The organism is Streptomyces sindenensis (assembly GCF_014649035.1).
GTDB classification, from domain to species: domain Bacteria; phylum Actinomycetota; class Actinomycetes; order Streptomycetales; family Streptomycetaceae; genus Streptomyces; species Streptomyces sindenensis.
The window spans coordinates 97,661-113,929 of sequence record NZ_BMSG01000008.1 but is presented as its reverse complement, the minus strand read 5'-3'; the positions used below and the strand labels follow the sequence as shown (position 1 = coordinate 113,929).

The window sequence follows — 16,269 nt, the reverse complement described above, 5'->3', positions numbered from 1 at the left end:
GAAGAAGACTGTGAACGATATGAACGCAAGGGTGACCGGGGTCACAGGCCGGTGGATAGTCACCGAAGCCCCCAGGGACGGGGGCGCAACCCCCTGACCGAGCCGAGGAGCCCCACCATGGCTGTGGCAGCCAGACAACGGGACCGCACCCACTACCTGTACATCGCCGTGATCGCCGCCGTGGCGCTCGGCATCCTGGTGGGCTTCGCGGCCCCCGGGGTGGCCGTCGAGCTGAAGCCCATCGGCGCCGGATTCGTGAACCTGATCAAGATGATGATCTCGCCGATCATCTTCTGCACGATCGTCCTGGGCGTCGGCTCGGTCCGCAAGGCCGCCAAGGTCGGCGCGGTCGGCGGTCTGGCGCTGGGCTACTTCCTGGTCATGTCGACCGTGGCCCTCGCCATCGGCCTGCTCGTCGGCAACTTCCTGGAGCCCGGCTCCACCCTCCACATCACGGAGGCCGCCCGCGAGGCGGGCGCGGAGCAGGCCGGGGGCGGCGGCGAGTCCACCGCGGACTTCCTGCTCGGCATCATCCCGACCACGATCGTCTCCGCCTTCACCGAGGGCGAGGTCCTCCAGACCCTCCTCGTCGCGCTCCTCGCGGGCTTCGCGCTCCAGGCGATGGGCAGGGCCGGTGAGCCGATCATCCGTGGCATCACCCACATCCAGCGCCTCGTCTTCCGTATCCTCGCCATGATCATGTGGGCCGCCCCGGTCGGCGCGTTCGGCGCGATCGCCGCGGTGGTCGGCGAGACCGGCCTCGACGCCCTGAAGTCCCTGGCGATCATCATGATCGGCTTCTACGTCACCTGCGCGCTCTTCGTCTTCGTCGTGCTCGGCGCGCTGCTCCGCATGATCGCCGGGGTGAACCTGTTCTCGCTGCTGAAGTACCTGGGCCGCGAGTTCCTGCTGATCCTCTCCACCTCCTCCTCCGAGTCGGCGCTGCCGCGGCTGATCGCGAAGATGGAGCACATGGGCGTCAGCAAGCCCGTCGTCGGCATCACCGTGCCGACCGGCTACTCCTTCAACCTCGACGGCACCGCGATCTACCTCACGATGTCCTCGCTCTTCATCGCCAACGCGATGGGTGACCCGCTGAGCGCGGGCGAGCAGATCTCGCTGCTGGTCTTCATGGTCATCGCCTCCAAGGGCGCGGCCGGTGTGACCGGCGCGGGCCTGGCGACCCTGGCGGGCGGCCTCCAGTCGCACCGCCCCGAACTCGTCGACGGCGTCGGCCTGATCGTCGGCATCGACCGCTTCATGAGCGAGGCCCGCGCCCTGACCAACTTCGCGGGCAACGCGGTCGCCACGGTGCTGGTCGGCCACTGGACCAAGGAGATCGACAAGGACCGGGTGGGCGAGGTGCTGGCCGGCCGGATCCCGTTCGACGAGAAGACCCTCGTCGACGACGGCCACGGCCCGGCCCCCTCCGACGAGGTACCCGAGCAGCGGGACAGCGCGCCCGCCGAACAGCCCGCGAAGGTCTGACCCGCGCCACCGAGCCCCCCACCCGAGGACACCCGTATCCCCCCGGTACGGGTGTCCTCGCGTCGGCGGCCGTGCAGATGCCACGGGTCTGCGGCCGTACCGGTGCCACGGGTCGGCGGCCGTACCGGTGCCCGCGTCCGTGGCCGGTACGGCTGCCGCGTCCATGGCCGGTACTGGTCCCTTGTGTCCGTGTTCTGTCACGAGTGTCACGGAAGGCACAACCCGCTCCGACCGGCACCGGTCTTGAGAGGTGAAGGACCGCAGTCAGCCCCCGTGCGTCCCACGACAGCGCCCCCCGACCGAAGGACTTCCATGCGTATCGCCCCTTCCCGCAGCCGTACCCTGCGCGGCGGGACCGCCGCCGTGGCCGCCGCAGCACTGGTGGCGCTGGGCGCCGTGCCGGCGCTCGCCGCCGACCCGGAGCCGGACCTCGGCGTCGGAACGATCGCGCCGGTCAAGGGGGTTCAGCCCGGCAGCTCCTTCTCGGCCCCGCTGACCTTCCTCAACAAGGGGACCGCGGAGGTCCCGGAGGCCTGGGTGACGTACGAGGTGTCTCCGGGCCTGAAGGCCGACGAGACGTACGAGAACTGCACGTACTACACCGTCAACTCCCACGACGAGATGCCCGCGTCGAACGTCGCCTCCTGCCGGATCGAGCAGCCGCTGAAGCCGGGCGTCCTCTACGGCACGGCGAAGCCCGTGTCGCTCAAGGCGCTCGACTCCGCGTTCCGCGACGACCTGCGGGTGACGGTCGGCGTGGAGGAGCCCGGCCCGGGCGACGGCGGCACCACCGACCCGGTGCCCGGCACCGGCGACCCGCTCACCCTGGTCGAGAAGGGCCCGGCCACCGACGCCGACCGGACGAACCACCCCGAGCCGGTCGCCGAGGCCGACGTCACCGCCGCGAACACCGCGGACTTCGCCCTGACCGGCGACGAGCAGAAGGGGGAGGTCGGGAAGAAGGTCACCGCGACGGTGAAGTTCACCAACAACGGCCCCGCCCGCGTCCAGGGCACGCGCGACGAGAGCGTGACCACCGTCGACATCCGCATCCCGAAGGGAACGTCCGTCGTCAAGCCGCACGGATTCTGCGACGCGGTCACCAAGACCCACTACCGCTGCGGGACCTCCCAGTCCTGGGTGGACGTGAACGGCGGCGAGAGCTACCCCTTCGTCCTGCGCGTCGACAAGGCGGTCGGCCGCACCACCGGCGAGGTCTCCTTCACCGGCCAGGAGCGCCCCTTCGACCGGAACGCCGAGAACGACACCGCGCAGATCGTGATCGACACCGGCGAGGACGAGGGCACGGCAGGCTCCTCCGGCTCCAACGGCTCCACCGGTTCCTCCGGCTCCACCGGCGGCTCCTCGTCCACGGGCGGCTCCGGCACCACCGGCTCCACGGGCAGCACCGGCGGGACGGCCGGCTCCTCCGGCGGCTCCACCGTCACGGGCGGTCCGACCACCGGCGGCGCCACCCCGCAGACCGGCGGCAACCTCGCGGCGACCGGTTCGGACTCCACCGCGCCGCTCATCGGCATGGCGGCCGCCGCGCTGGCGGCGGGCGGCGGCATCGTCTGGGCCGTGCGCCGGCGGTCCGCGACGCAGGGCAGCTGACGCCCCCGGCTCCCGGCCCCGCCACCGGCCCCGAAGCCGACGCCTTCGCCTTCGCCTTCGCCCTTGCGTTGACGTCGGCGTCAAGGAATACGTTCTTCCCATGCGAATCGGGGAGCTGGCCGAACGGGCCGGGACGACGACGCGGACACTCCGCTACTACGAGTCGCGCGGGCTGCTGCCCGCGCGGCGCGCGGAGAACGGCTACCGCAGTTACGACGAGGGCGACCTGCGCCTCCTCCAGCAGATCCGGACCCTGCAGGACTTCGGGTTCGACCTGGAGGAGACGAGGCCCTTCGTCGACTGCCTGCGCGCCGGCCACCCGGCCGGCGACTCCTGCCCCGCCTCGCTCGCCGTCTACCGGTACAAGCTGGCCGAGCTGGACGCGCTGATCGGCCGGCTCACGTCGGTGCGCGCCGAGGTCGGCGCCCAGCTCGCCCGAGCCGAACTGGAGGCGTCGGCCGACCTGCCCGGTGGTCCGGCGCCCCGCTGCGAACTGGGAGGACAACCATGATCAGGACCGCAGGCCTCACCGAGGCCACCGAGGAGACCTTCGAGGCGCACGTGCTGGAATCCGCGCTGCCCGTGCTGGTCCAGTTCACCGCCGACTGGTGCGGCCCCTGCCGCCAACTCGCCCCGGTGCTCGGCGAGATCGCCCGCGAGGAGGCCGCCCGGATCAAGGTCGTCCAGCTCGACGTCGACCGTGCGCCCCAGATCGCCGTCCGGTACGGCGTGCTGGCGACGCCGACCTTGATGGTCTTCCGGGCGGGTGAGCCGGTGAAGTCGCTCGTCGGCGCCCGGCCGAAGCGCGGACTGCTCCGGGAACTGGCGGACGTTCTCGACCCGGCCGGCCGCTGACCTGCATCCTTTCCCCGAAGTACGTATCTGACAGCCAAGTGGGTTCTGGTCACGCCCTGCTCGCGCGCCCAGCATGGCCCTATGAAGCAAGCGAACAAGACCACCGATTCCGCACCCGTCACCGTTCTCGGCCTCGGTGACATGGGCCGCTCTCTGGCCCGCGCCTTCCTGGCCGCCGGCCACCCCACCACCGTCTGGAACCGCTCGCCCGGGAAGGGCGAGGACGTCGTCGCGCTGGGCGCGGTGCGCGCCGCGTCCGCCGAGGAGGCCGTGCGGGCGAGCGGGCTCGTCGTGGTCTGCCTCGTCGACTACGACGCCTCCGACGCGGTGCTGGAGCCCCTGGCCGAAGCGCTGGAGGGGCGGGTCCTGGTCAACCTGACCTCGGACACCCCGGCCCGCTCGCGGCAGACCGCCGCCTGGGCCGCGAAGCACTCCCTGTCCTACCTCGACGGGGCGATCATGGTGCCGGTCGACGTGGTCGGCACGGCAGAGGCCCTGGTCTTCCACTCCGGCGACCGCGCCGCCTTCGCCGCGCACGAGGCCACCCTCAAGGCGCTCGGCGAGCCCGCCACCTATCTCGGCGAGGACCACGGCCTCGCCGCCGCCCACGACATGGCGATGCTGGACTTCTTCTACGGGGCCATGGGCGGCCTCGTCCACGCCTTCGCCCTGGCCCGCGCCGAGGGCATCGACGGCGCGTCCCTCGTCCCGTACCTCAACACGATCGCGGCCATCCTGCCGCCGATCGCCGAGCTCACGGCCGTCGACGTCGACACCCGTACGTACGGGAACGACGGCGGCAACCTCGCCATGATGGCGGCCGGCGTCGACCACATTCTGCACACCGCGAGGGACCACCACCTGGACGTCTCGCACCTGGCGGGGCTCAAGTCGGTCACCGACCGGGCCATCGCCGAGGGCCACGGCTCCTCGTCCTGGTCGAGCATCATCGAGGTGATCGCGGCCGACCGCTGAGCGGGCCCGGAGCGGGAAAGGGGCCGGTACCGCGTCGCACCGGACGCGGTACCGGCCCCGGCCCTTCACGGGCCCGTACGGATCACGCCGGGCGGAACCACACCGTCGCCAGCGGCGGCAGCGTCACCGAGATGCTGGACGGCCGGCCGTGTGCGGGCACCGCCTCGGCCTTCACCGGCTCCTCGTTGCGCACGTCGCCCCCGCCGTACCGGGCCGCGTCGGTGTTGAGGACCTCCACCCAGCCCTCCGTACCGGTCTCCGGCACTCCCAGGCGGTAGTCGGTGCGGACCGCCGGGGAGAAGTGCGAGACCGCGAGCAGCGGCGAGCCGTCCGCGTCGTACCGCAGGAACGCGAACACGTTGTCCTCGGCCGCCCCGCCGTCCACCCAGCTGAACCCCTCCGGCGAGGTGTCCCGCTGCCACAGCGCGGGCACCGCCCCGTACACCGCGTTCAGATCGCCCACCAGGGTCCGCACCCCGCGGTGGTCGCCGGACGCCTCGTAGGACGGGTCCAGCAGCCACCAGTCCGGACCGTGGCCCTCCGACCACTCCGCGCCCTGGGCGAACTCCTGTCCCATGAAGAGCAGTTGCTTACCCGGGTGGGCCCACATGAAGCCCAGGTAGGCGCGGTGATTGGCGCGCCGCTGCCACCAGTCGCCGGGCATCTTCGTCACCAGCGCCTGCTTGCCGTGCACCACCTCGTCGTGCGAGATCGGCAGCACGTAGTTCTCGCTGTAGGCGTACACCATCGAGAACGTCATCTCGTTGTGGTGGTACTTGCGGTGGACCGGCTCCTTCGCCATGTACTGGAGCGAGTCGTGCATCCAGCCCATGTTCCACTTCAGCCCGAAGCCCAGGCCGCCGCTGTCGGTCGGGCGCGTGACACCGTCCCAGGCGGTGGACTCCTCGGCGATGGTCACGACGCCCGGGTTGCGACGGTAGACGGTCGCGTTCATCTCCTGGAGGAAGGCAACCGCGTCCAGGTTCTCCCGGCCGCCGAACTCGTTGGGCGACCACTGGCCGTCCTCGCGGGAGTAGTCGAGGTAGAGCATCGAGGCGACCGCGTCGACCCGCAGCCCGTCGATGTGGAACTCCTCGCACCAGTACGTGGCGTTGGCGACCAGGAAGTTGCGGACCTCGGTGCGGCCGTAGTCGAACTCCAGCGTCCCCCAGTCCGGGTGAGCCGCGCGCCGCGGGTCGGCGTGCTCGTACAGCGGACGTCCGTCGAACTCGGCCAACGCCCAGTCGTCGCGCGGGAAATGGGCCGGGACCCAGTCCATGATGACGCCGATGCCCGCCCGGTGCAGGGCGTCGACGAGGAAGCGGAAGTCGTCCGGCGTGCCCAGCCGCGAGGTCGGCGCGTAGAACCCGGTGACCTGATAGCCCCAGGAGCCGCCGAAGGGGTGCTCCGAGACCGGCATGAGCTCGACGTGCGTGAACCCGAGATCCTTGACGTACGCGGGCAGCTGCTCCGCCAGTTGACGATATGTCAGGCCGGGCCGCCAGGAGGCGAGGTGCACCTCGTACACCGAGAACGGGGCCTCGTGGACCGGCCGGTCGCCCCGGTGCGCCATCCAGTCCGCGTCCTGCCACTCGTGGTGCTTGGCGGTGACGATCGACGCGGTGGCGGGCGGCACCTCGGTGCGCCGGGCCATCGGGTCGGCCCGCACCGTGTGCGAACCGTCCGGGCGGCAGATGTCGAACTTGTACAGCGCGCCCTCGCCGACCCCCGGCAGGAACAGTTCCCACACCCCGGTCGAGCCGAGCGAACGCATCGGGAAGCCCGTGCCGTCCCAGTAGTTGAAGTCACCGGTGATCCGCACCCCCCGCGCGTTCGGCGCCCACAGCGTGAACCGGGTCCCGGCCACCCCCTGGTGGACCATCGGCTCCGCGCCGAGCGCCCGCCACAACTCCTCGTGGCGGCCCTCGCCGATCAGATGCAGATCGAGCTCACCGATCGCGGGCCAGAAGCGGTACGGGTCCTCCACCTCGATGGTGTTGTCGTCGTACGCCACTTCCAGCCGGTACGCGGGCACCTGCGGCACCGGCAGCACACCGGAGAAGAAGCCGTCGCCGTCGTCGTGCAGCTCGGCCCGCACCCCCGTCGCCAGCACGGTGACGGTCCGGGCGAACGGCCGCAGCGCCCGGACGAGCACCCCGCCCGGGATCGGGTGGGCGCCCAGCACGTCGTGCGGGGCGTGGTGGTCGCCGGCCAGCAGCCGGCCGCGGTCCGCACCGTCCAGTGCCGGCGCGGGGCGGGCGCCCTGGCCGTCACCGGCCTGCCGGGGGCGCGGCGGACCCGCGTCCGCCCGCTTCTTCCGGGCGCGCTCGGCGGGCGCGGCCTTGGTGGCGGTGGCGGCGGGCGCCGGCGCGGGCGCGGCCGCAGCGGCTGCGGAGGTCTCGGCTGCGGAGGTCTTCGCAGCGGGTTCGGCGACGGTCTCCACAGCCACCTCGGCGGGGACCTCGGGGGACTTGCGGGATGCCTTGCGGGACGGCTTGCGGGCGGTCACAGGGACTGCCTCCTCGGGAGTGAAGGGGGAGAGCGCGGGCGGGGGGGGCGGAGGGTCTCAGGGGTCGAGGGGGAGTGGGCTCAGGCCGCCGCGGACTGGGCCAGCCGCTGGATGGCCGCCATCGGGACCGGCAGCCAGTCGGGGCGGTGCCGGGCCTCGTACACCACCTCGTACACGGCCTTGTCGGTCTCGTGGGCGCGCAGCAGCTCGGGTTCGCCGCGCGGATCGCTGCCCGAGGCCTGCGCGTACCCCTCGCAGTAGGCGGCACGGCAGCGGGCCGCCCACTCCGGGTTCCACGGGCGGTGCGAGCGGGCCGCGTAGTCGAAGGACCGCAGCATGCCCGCGACATCGCGCACCGGGGGCGCGGGCATCCGGCGCTCGGGCAGCGGGCGGGCCGGTTCGCCCTCGAAGTCGATCAGCGACCAGAAGCCGTCGGCGGAGCGCAGCGTCTGCCCGAGATGGAGATCGCCGTGCACCCGCTGCTGGGCCCAGCCGCTGCCCCGGACCCCGAGATCCGTCACCGCGTCGAACGCGGCGCGCAGCCCGGGGACGTACGGCACGAGCGCCGGGACCGCCTGGGCGGCGGCCTCCAGCCGCTGGGTCATCCGGGCCACCAGCTGCCGGGTCTGGGTGCCGCGCAGCGCCGGGGTCGGCAGGGCGGCGGCGAGCGCGGTGTGCACCTCGGCGGTGGCGCGGCCCAGCGCCCGAGCCTCGGGCAGGAAGTCGCGTCCCGCGGCGAGCGCGGCCAGCGCGAGCTGCCAGCCGTCGCGCGCCCCGTGCAGGAAGGGCTGGAGGACGCCGAGGGTGAGCGGTTCGGAGCCGGGGGCCTCGAACCAGGCGACCGGGGCGGGCACCCGTTCGCACCCCTCGCCGGTCAGCGCGAGCGGCAGCTCCAGGTCCGGGTTGGTGCCCGGGAAGACCCGCCGGAAGATCTTCAGGATGAACGCGTCCCCGTAGACCAGTGAGGAATTGGACTGCTCGGCGTCCAGCACCCGGGGCGTGAGACCGGCCGGGATCTCGGCGGTCCGCTCGAAGCGCAGCGAACCGAGGCTGCCGGGCCGGCGGAACCGTTCCAGCAGCACATCGGCGAGCCGCGGGTCGTGCAGCGCGTCGTACACGGTCCGTCCGGCGAGCGGCCCCCGCTCCACCCGGCCGACCAGCGCTCCGGCGAGCAGCGGAGGCAGTGACGTCCGTACGCCCAGCAGCAGTTGGTAGCAGTCTTCGCCCGCCCGGACTGACCCGGAGGGCTGCTCGACCCGCAGCAGCAGATGCAGGAGTCCGGGGCCCGCCGTGCCGTCCAGCGGCACCATCTCGGTGGCCGAGACCAGCCGGAAGCCGGTGACCGGCCGGCCCTTTCCGGCGAACCAGCGCTGCCGGGGCAGCCATGCGTGGAGCAGGGGGGCGAGGGACGGAAGCAGGGCTCCGTCCGTCGTACTGCCGGTGGTCGCGCTGTTCCTCGTGCTCTTCGCCAGGGCGACGTGAGTGGATGCAGCCTCCGACATGGCATCGCGTCCTTTCCCCGGGCACACAGGATGCGAAGAGTGTCCCGGATTGCGGCAATGGCTGTCCGGCTGTGCGGGACGTGTCGGGAGAGGAAGGTGCTTACGGACTCGAACGGCGGAACCGTGAAGGCCCGGGGCGAGGAACCGGTGAGGGCCCGGGGCCTTCGTTTCGCTCAGAGTGCCCCGTGCGGGGCGGTGGAAACCGCCCCGCACGCGACCGGCGCCTTCTCAGGCCGGCGGCGCGTCCTTGCGCAGCCGGAACCAGTAGAAGCCGTGTCCCGCAAGGGTCAGCAGATAGGGCCACTGACCGATGGCCGGGAAGCGCACCCCGCCGATCAGTTCCACCGGATGACGTCCGTTGAACGATCGCAGGTCCAGTTCCGTGGGCTGTGCGAACCGCGAGAAGTTGTGCACGCACAGGACGAGGTCGTCCCCGTACTCGCGGGTGAACGCCAGCACCGCCGGGTTGGAGGAGGGGAGCTCGGTGTACTCGCCGAGACCGAAGGCCGGGTTCTGCTTCCGGATCTCGATCATCCGGCGGGTCCAGTGCAGCAGCGAGGACGGCGAGGCCATCGACGCCTCGACGTTGGTGACCTGGTAGCCGTAGACCGGGTCCATGATCGTGGGGAGGTAGAGCCGCCCCGGATCGCTGGAGGAGAACCCGGCGTTGCGGTCGGGCGTCCACTGCATCGGGGTGCGCACCGCGTCCCGGTCGCCCAGCCAGATGTTGTCGCCCATCCCGATCTCGTCCCCGTAGTAGAGGATCGGGGAGCCGGGCAGCGACAGCAGCAGCGCGGTGAACAGCTCGATCTGGTTGCGGTCGTTGTCCAGCAGCGGGGCGAGCCGCCTGCGGATGCCGATGTTGGCGCGCATCCGCGGGTCCTTGGCGTACTCCGCGTACATGTAGTCGCGCTCTTCGTCCGTGACCATTTCGAGGGTCAGCTCGTCGTGGTTGCGCAGGAAGATGCCCCACTGGCAGTTCTTCGGGATCGCCGGGGTCTTCGCCAGGATTTCGGAGACCGGGTAGCGGCTCTCCCGGCGCACCGCCATGAAGATCCGCGGCATCACGGGGAAGTGGAACGCCATGTGGCACTCGTCGCCGCCCGCCTCGTAGTCGCCGAAGTAGTCGACGACGTCCTCCGGCCACTGGTTGGCCTCGGCGAGGAGCACGGTGTCCGGGTAGTTGGCGTCGATCTCCTTGCGGACCCGCTTGAGGAAGTGGTGGGTCTCGGGGAGGTTCTCGCAGTTGGTGCCCTCGCGCTGGTAGAGGTAGGGCACCGCGTCGACCCGGAAGCCGTCGATGCCCAGGTCCAGCCAGAACCGCAGGGCCGCCAGGATCTCCTCCTGGACCGCCGGGTTCTCGTAGTTGAGGTCCGGCTGGTGCGAGAAGAAGCGGTGCCAGTAGTACTGCTTGCGCACCGGGTCGAAGGTCCAGTTGGACGTCTCGGTGTCGACGAAGATGATCCGGGCGTCCTGGAACTGCTTGTCGTCGTCCGCCCAGACGTAGTAGTCGCCGTACGGCCCGTCGGGGTCGGTGCGGGACTGCTGGAACCACTCGTGCTGATCGCTCGTGTGGTTCATGACGAAATCGATGATGACGCGCATACCGCGCTGGTGCGCGGCGTCCACGAACTCCACGAAGTCGGCGAGATCGCCGAACTCCGGCAGCACGGCGGTGTAGTCGGAGACGTCGTAGCCCCCGTCGCGCAGCGGCGACTTGAAGAACGGCGGCAGCCAGAGGCAGTCGACACCGAGCCACTGGAGGTAGTCCAGCTTGGCGGTGATGCCCTTGAGGTCGCCGATTCCGTCGCCGTTGGAGTCCTGGAAGGACCGGACGAGCACCTCGTAGAAGACGGCTCGCTTGAACCAGTCGGGATCGCGGTCCTTTGCGGGGGTGTCCTCGAACGTGTCGGGGACAGGCTCATTGACGATCATGGTGTGGGTGACCCTCCGGTCGGCGGGGACGGTCGCAGGACGGCGATGTGCGCGGGCGTGATGCCCGGCTCTAGGCGCACATAGAAGGCCCTGCCCCAGTGGTAGGTATCGCCGGTGAGCTCGTCGCGCACCGGTACGCGCTCGTGCCAGGAAAGGCCGAGCCGCTCCATGTCCAACGAGACCGTGGCCTCCTGGGTGTGGTGCGGGTCGAGGTTCACGACCACCAGAACGGTGTTCGGTCCGGAGCGCTTGCTGTAGGCGATCAGCGCTTCGTTGTCGGTGTGGTGGAAGTGGATGTCGCGCAGCTGCCGCAGAGCGGGGTTACGCCGGCGGATCCGGTTCAGCGAGGTGATCAGGGGGGTCAGCGTGCGGCCCTCGCGTTCCGCCGACTCCCAGTCCCTCGGGCGCAGTTCGTACTTCTCCGAGTTCAGGTACTCCTCGCTCCCCGGCTTGACCGGGGTGTTCTCGCACAGCTCGAATCCCGCGTACACGCCCCAGGAAGGGGCCAGCGTCGCGGCCAGCACCGCCCGCGCCTCGAAGGCCGGGCGGCCGCCTTCCTGGAGGTAGCCGGGAAGGATGTCGGGGGTGTTCACGAAGAAGTTGGGCCGCATGTACGAGGCGGCGTCCCCGGCCAGCTCCGTGACGTACTCGGTCAGTTCGTGCTTGGTGTTGCGCCAGGTGAAGTACGTGTACGACTGCTGGAAGCCGACCGCGCCGAGGGTGTGCATCATCGCCGGGCGGGTGAACGCCTCCGCCAGGAAGATGACATCGGGGTCGGTGCCGTTGATCTCCTCGATGACCTTCTCCCAGAACACCACCGGCTTGGTGTGCGGGTTGTCGACCCGGAAGATACGCACCCCGTGGTCCATCCAGAAGCGCAGAATGCGTACGGTCTCCGCCACCAGACCGCGCATGTCCTTGTCGAAGGCGATCGGGTAGATGTCCTGGTACTTCTTCGGCGGGTTCTCGGCGTACGCGATCGAACCGTCGGCGCGGTGGTGGAACCAGTCGGGGTGCTCCTTGACCCACGGGTGGTCCGGCGAGCACTGGAGCGCGAAGTCCAGCGCGATCTCCATCCGCAGATTCCGGGCCGTCGACACGAAGTGGTCGAAGTCCTCCAGCGTGCCCAGCTCCGGGTGGACCGCGTCGTGCCCGCCGTCCGGCGAACCGATCGCCCACGGCACGCCCGGGTCGTGCTCCCCGGGCGTCAGGGTGTTGTTCGGGCCCTTGCGATGGGTCGTCCCGATCGGATGGACCGGCGGCAGGTACACCACGTCGAACCCCATCGCGGCGACCGCGGGCAGCCGCTCGGCGGCGGTCCGGAAGGTGCCGCTGACCAGCCGGGTCGGCGCGTCGGGCGAGGTGTCCGCCGGATCCACCGGCACCCGCTTCGCCCCCTCGGAGCGCGGGAACAGCTCGTACCACGAGCCGAAGAGCGCCCGCTCGCGCTCCACCCGCACCGCCAGCGGCTTGGACCGGGTGACCAGTTCGCGCAGCGGATAGCGGGCCAGCACCGCCTCGGCGGCCGGGGTCAGGGCCGCGGCCAGCCGGGCCTCGGCCGGGTGGGCGGTGTCGCGCAGCGCGTCCACCGCGGCCAGCACCGCCTCGCGGCCGTACTTCTTCGGCACGCCGGCGGCGGCCCGTTCCAGCAGCGCCGCGCCCTCGGCCAGCACCAGGTCCGTGTCGATGCCCGCCGGGATCTTGATCGCCGCGTGGTGCCGCCAGGTGGTGACCGGATCGCTCCAGGCCTCCACCGTGTAGGTCCAGCGGCCCTCGGCGTCCGGAGTGATGTCCGCACCCCACCGGTCCGTGCCCTGTGCCAGCTCGCGCATCGGGGTCCACGGCCCGACCCGCCCGCTCGGGTCGCGCAGCACGACATTGGCGGCCACCGCGTCATGGCCTTCGCGGAAGACGGTGGCGGTGACCTGGAAGGTCTCACCGACGACGGCCTTCGCCGCCCGTCTGCCGCAGTCGACGAGGGGACGGACGTCCAGGACGGGAATACGACCGATCATGGAATCACCTGAGGGCTGGAGGAGCTCGGCGTGCACGGGGGACGGCACGGGCGCGGAGGACCGACCGCGTGTGCCGCGAAGACGGGGATCTGTCCTTTGTAACTGCTCAGCTGTCCGCTGACGGGCTGTGGGCATGGCCGCTCCTGTCCGCGTTCACTCGAATGGCACTCGAATGGGTGGGTCGCGGGGGTTTCGCGCATGTTTCGGGATGCACGGGAGGACGTGTGCGGGCCGGGTCGTGCCGTGTACCGGTGAAGCCTTCCCCGCGTCGGAGGGTGGGAAATCCGGCGCCGTGTTAACTACTCGGTCGTAACGGGCCGCTCGGGCTCCGCCGCACGCGGCGCGCACGCCCCGGTGGGCGCGGCAGACCCGAAGCGCCCCCACGGGTTCCGGATACCCGTTCTGCGGCGCCACACGGCAGCCTTCCCTGTGACAGGAAGGTCCACAAGGCTGCGTACGGGAGGGAAATCGGCCAAACCCCCAGGTGGGAGGAGTGGCGGGGGATCACCGGTGGGGTGCGTGGGGCGTCTGTGGGGAGGCGCGCGGCGGCCGCGCCCCGGGCCGGGCGCGCCGCCCGCGCGCCGTGGCAGCCCGCCACGGACGGCCGCTACCGTCAGGGGTGACGGAAGGGACGCACACCGTGGTGCGTCCGCTCGGATGCGCAAGTCCCCTGTAAAGGTGGAGCAGTGAAGGCCATTCGTCGATTCACCGTGCGTCCTGTCCTCCCCGAACCCCTCCGACCCCTCCACGACCTCGCGCGCAACCTGCGCTGGTCGTGGCACACCGAGACCCGCGAGCTCTTCCGGGCCGCCGACCCCGAGGGCTGGCGGCCGGCGGACGCCGACCCCGTACGCCTGCTCGGCTCGCTGTCCGCCGGGCGACTGACCGAACTGGCCGGGGACGCGGAGTACCTCGGCCGCCTCGCCGCGGCCTCCGCCGATCTGGCCGAGTATCTGGACGGCCCGCGCTGGTACCAGGAACAGCGGGCCGCCGGAGCCGAACTCCCCTCCGGCGTCGCCTACTTCTCGCCCGAATTCGGAGTCACCGCCGCCCTGCCCCAGTACAGCGGCGGCCTCGGCATCCTGGCCGGCGACCACCTCAAGGCCGCCAGCGACCTCGGCGTCCCGCTCATCGGCGTCGGGCTGCTCTACCGGCACGGCTACTTCCGTCAGACCCTCTCCCGCGAGGGCTGGCAGCAGGAGCACTATCCCGTCCTCGACCCCAACGAACTCCCGCTCGACCTGGTCCGCGAGGCCGACGGCACCCCCGCCCGGGTCGTCCTCGCGCTGCCCGGCGGACGCTCGCTGCACGCGTGCGTCTGGCTCGCCCGGGTCGGCCGCGTGCCGCTGCTCCTCCTCGACTCCGACGTCGAGGAGAACGCCCCCGGCGAACGCGACGTCACCGACCGGCTCTACGGCGGCGGCAGCGACCACCGCCTCCTCCAGGAGATGCTGCTCGGCATCGGCGGGGTGCGTGCCGTACGCACCTGGTGCCGCCTCACCGGCACCCCGGAGCCGGAGGTGTTCCACACCAACGAGGGCCACGCCGGCTTCCTCGGTCTGGAGCGCATCCGCGAACTCATGCCCACCGGACTCGACTTCGAGGCCGCCCTGGAAGTGGTGCGGACCGGGACCGTCTTCACCACCCACACCCCGGTGCCCGCCGGCATAGACCGTTTCGACCGGGGGCTCGTCGCCCGCCACTTCGGCGACGAGGGCGAACTGCCCGGCGTACCCGTCGAGAAGATCCTGCCGCTCGGCACCGAGACCTACCCCGGCGGCGAACCGGAGCTGTTCAACATGGCGGTGATGGGCCTCAGGCTCGCCCAGCGCGCCAACGGCGTCTCCACCCTGCACGGGGCGGTCAGCCGGGAGATGTTCTCCGGGCTCTGGCCGGGCTTCGACCCCGCCGAGGTGCCGATCACCTCCGTCACCAACGGGGTCCACGCCCCGACCTGGGTCGCCCCCGAGGTGTTCCGGCTCGGCGCGGGCCAGGTCGGCGAGGGCCGCGCCCACCAGGTGCTGTCCGGCGGCCCGGTGGACGACGAGGCCTCCGCGCGGACCGGCACGCCCCGCCGCTGGGACGCGGTGACCGGCATCGGCGACCAGGAGATCTGGGACCTGCGCCGGGACCTGCGCGGCCGGCTCGTCACCGAGGTCCGCCGCCGCCTCTACGCCTCCTGGCGCAGGCGCGGCGCGGGCACCGCCGAGCTGGGCTGGATCGACGGCGTCCTCGACCCGGACATCCTGACCATCGGCTTCGCCCGCCGCGTCCCCTCGTACAAGCGGCTGACGCTGATGCTGCGCGACCGCGACCGGCTGCGGGAGCTGCTGCTCCACCCGACGCATCCGATCCAGATCGTCGTCGCGGGCAAGGCCCACCCGGCCGACGACGGCGGGAAGCGGCTGGTGCAGGAGCTGGTGCGGTTCGCGGACGACCCCCGGGTGCGCCACCGCATCGTGTTCCTGCCGGACTACGGCATGGGCATGGCGCAGAAGCTCTACCCGGGCTGCGACGTCTGGCTCAACAACCCGCTGCGCCCGCTGGAGGCCTGCGGCACGAGCGGGATGAAGGCGGCGCTCAACGGCTGCCTCAACCTGTCGGTGCGCGACGGCTGGTGGGACGAGTGGTTCGACCCGGACTTCGGCTGGGAGATCCCCACCGCCGACGGCTCCGCGGTCGACGAGGACCGCCGGGACGAACTGGAGTCGAACGCCCTCTACGCCCTGATTGAGGACCGGGTCGCTCCGCGCTTCTACGACCGGGGGGCCGGGGGCCTGCCCGACCGCTGGATCGAGATGGTCCGCTCCACCCTGGTCAACCTCGGCCCGAAGGTGCTCGCGGGGCGGATGGTGCGCGAGTACGTGGAGCGCCTGTACGCCCCCGCCGCCCGGGCCCGCCGGGCGCTGGAGCCCGCGGTGGCGCGGGATCTCGCCGCGTGGAAGGCCAAGGTCAGGGCCGCCTGGCGCGGGGTCTCCGTCGACCATGTGGAGACGGTCGCCGGGGACGCCGCGGGCGGTTCGGCGGAGCTGGGGGCCACCCTGGCGCTGCGGGTGCGGATCGCGCTCGGCGGCCTGGAGCCGGACGACGTGGAGGTCCAGGTGGTCGCGGGCCGGGTCGACTCCGGCGACGCCATCGCGGACGCCCAGACCTTCCCGCTGAAGCCGGCGGGCGGTCAGGACCTGGAGGACCGCTGGCTGTACGAGGGCCCGCTCACCCCGGACCGGACGGGACCGTACGGCTACACCGTGCGCGTCCTGCCCGCCCACCGGCTGCTGGCCACCAGCGCCGAACTGGGCCTGGTCGCGCTGCCGACCGAGGCGACGGGGGAGGGCGCGGGCGTGCTGATGCGCTGAGCGCGCGCGAGCGGCCCGGG

Annotated in this window: 10 protein-coding genes; 6 read left to right on the top strand and 4 right to left on the bottom strand. The window is 71.7% G+C overall.

All coding sequences use genetic code 11. The features are described from left to right. The first annotated feature begins 117 nt into the window (after window positions 1-117). The 5 genes from IE145_RS12285 to IE145_RS12265 all read left to right on the top strand — a co-directional run bounded on the left by IE145_RS12285 (window position 118) and on the right by IE145_RS12265 (window position 4,932). Window positions 118-1,488: a cation:dicarboxylate symporter family transporter gene (locus IE145_RS12285; RefSeq protein ID WP_189520964.1), complete on the top strand. Its 1,371-nt coding sequence runs from the start codon at window positions 118-120 to the stop codon at window positions 1,486-1,488. Between the two features lie 312 nt (window positions 1,489-1,800). Next, window positions 1,801-3,102, top strand: coding sequence for an LAETG motif-containing sortase-dependent surface protein (locus IE145_RS12280; protein ID WP_189520963.1), 1,302 nt, complete (start codon window positions 1,801-1,803; stop codon window positions 3,100-3,102). A 100-nt stretch (window positions 3,103-3,202) separates the two neighbouring features. After that, window positions 3,203-3,613, top strand: a complete 411-nt coding sequence (locus IE145_RS12275; RefSeq protein ID WP_189520962.1) for a MerR family transcriptional regulator — start codon at window positions 3,203-3,205, stop codon at window positions 3,611-3,613. After that, on the top strand, window positions 3,610-3,957 hold the full coding sequence (gene trxA, locus IE145_RS12270; RefSeq protein WP_189520961.1) for a thioredoxin: 348 nt from the start codon (window positions 3,610-3,612) through the stop codon (window positions 3,955-3,957). Before IE145_RS12275 ends, trxA begins: the two co-directional genes overlap by 4 nt. An 81-nt stretch (window positions 3,958-4,038) precedes the next feature. Continuing rightward, window positions 4,039-4,932, top strand: coding sequence for an NAD(P)-dependent oxidoreductase (locus tag IE145_RS12265; RefSeq protein ID WP_189520960.1), 894 nt, complete (start codon window positions 4,039-4,041; stop codon window positions 4,930-4,932). 82 nt (window positions 4,933-5,014) lie between these two features. On the opposite strand, the gene glgB is transcribed toward IE145_RS12265, so the two are convergent. The 4 genes from glgB to IE145_RS12245 form a co-directional block, all read right to left on the bottom strand. Continuing rightward, on the bottom strand, window positions 5,015-7,441 hold the full coding sequence (gene glgB, locus IE145_RS12260; protein ID WP_189520959.1) for a 1,4-alpha-glucan branching enzyme: 2,427 nt from the start codon (window positions 7,439-7,441) through the stop codon (window positions 5,015-5,017). 80 nt (window positions 7,442-7,521) lie between these two features. Then, window positions 7,522-8,943: a maltokinase N-terminal cap-like domain-containing protein gene (locus IE145_RS12255; RefSeq protein WP_189520958.1), complete on the bottom strand. Its 1,422-nt coding sequence runs from the start codon at window positions 8,941-8,943 to the stop codon at window positions 7,522-7,524. A 228-nt stretch (window positions 8,944-9,171) separates the two neighbouring features. Next, entirely contained in the window at window positions 9,172-10,878 is a 1,707-nt protein-coding gene (gene treS, locus IE145_RS12250; protein WP_189520957.1) for a maltose alpha-D-glucosyltransferase, read from the bottom strand. After that, the gene (locus IE145_RS12245; protein ID WP_189520956.1) at window positions 10,875-12,893 is read right to left on the bottom strand and encodes an alpha-1,4-glucan--maltose-1-phosphate maltosyltransferase; all 2,019 of its coding nucleotides are present in this window, start codon (window positions 12,891-12,893) and stop codon (window positions 10,875-10,877) included. Before IE145_RS12245 ends, treS begins: the two co-directional genes overlap by 4 nt. A gap of 686 nt (window positions 12,894-13,579) precedes the next feature. On the opposite strand from IE145_RS12245, the gene glgP reads away from it, so the two are divergent. After that, window positions 13,580-16,249, top strand: coding sequence for an alpha-glucan family phosphorylase (glgP, locus tag IE145_RS12240; protein ID WP_189520955.1), 2,670 nt, complete (start codon window positions 13,580-13,582; stop codon window positions 16,247-16,249). Window positions 16,250-16,269: the final 20 nt, after the last annotated feature.

Coding starts and splice junctions, on each gene's coding strand:
- IE145_RS12285 (WP_189520964.1), top strand. CDS start 118: ATGGCTGTGGCAGCCAGACAACGGGACCGCACCCACTACCTGTACATC.
- IE145_RS12280 (WP_189520963.1), top strand. CDS start 1,801: ATGCGTATCGCCCCTTCCCGCAGCCGTACCCTGCGCGGCGGGACCGCC.
- IE145_RS12275 (WP_189520962.1), top strand. CDS start 3,203: ATGCGAATCGGGGAGCTGGCCGAACGGGCCGGGACGACGACGCGGACA.
- trxA (WP_189520961.1), top strand. CDS start 3,610: ATGATCAGGACCGCAGGCCTCACCGAGGCCACCGAGGAGACCTTCGAG.
- IE145_RS12265 (WP_189520960.1), top strand. CDS start 4,039: ATGAAGCAAGCGAACAAGACCACCGATTCCGCACCCGTCACCGTTCTC.
- IE145_RS12255 (WP_189520958.1), bottom strand. CDS start 8,943: ATGTCGGAGGCTGCATCCACTCACGTCGCCCTGGCGAAGAGCACGAGG.
- treS (WP_189520957.1), bottom strand. CDS start 10,878: ATGATCGTCAATGAGCCTGTCCCCGACACGTTCGAGGACACCCCCGCA.
- IE145_RS12245 (WP_189520956.1), bottom strand. CDS start 12,893: ATGATCGGTCGTATTCCCGTCCTGGACGTCCGTCCCCTCGTCGACTGC.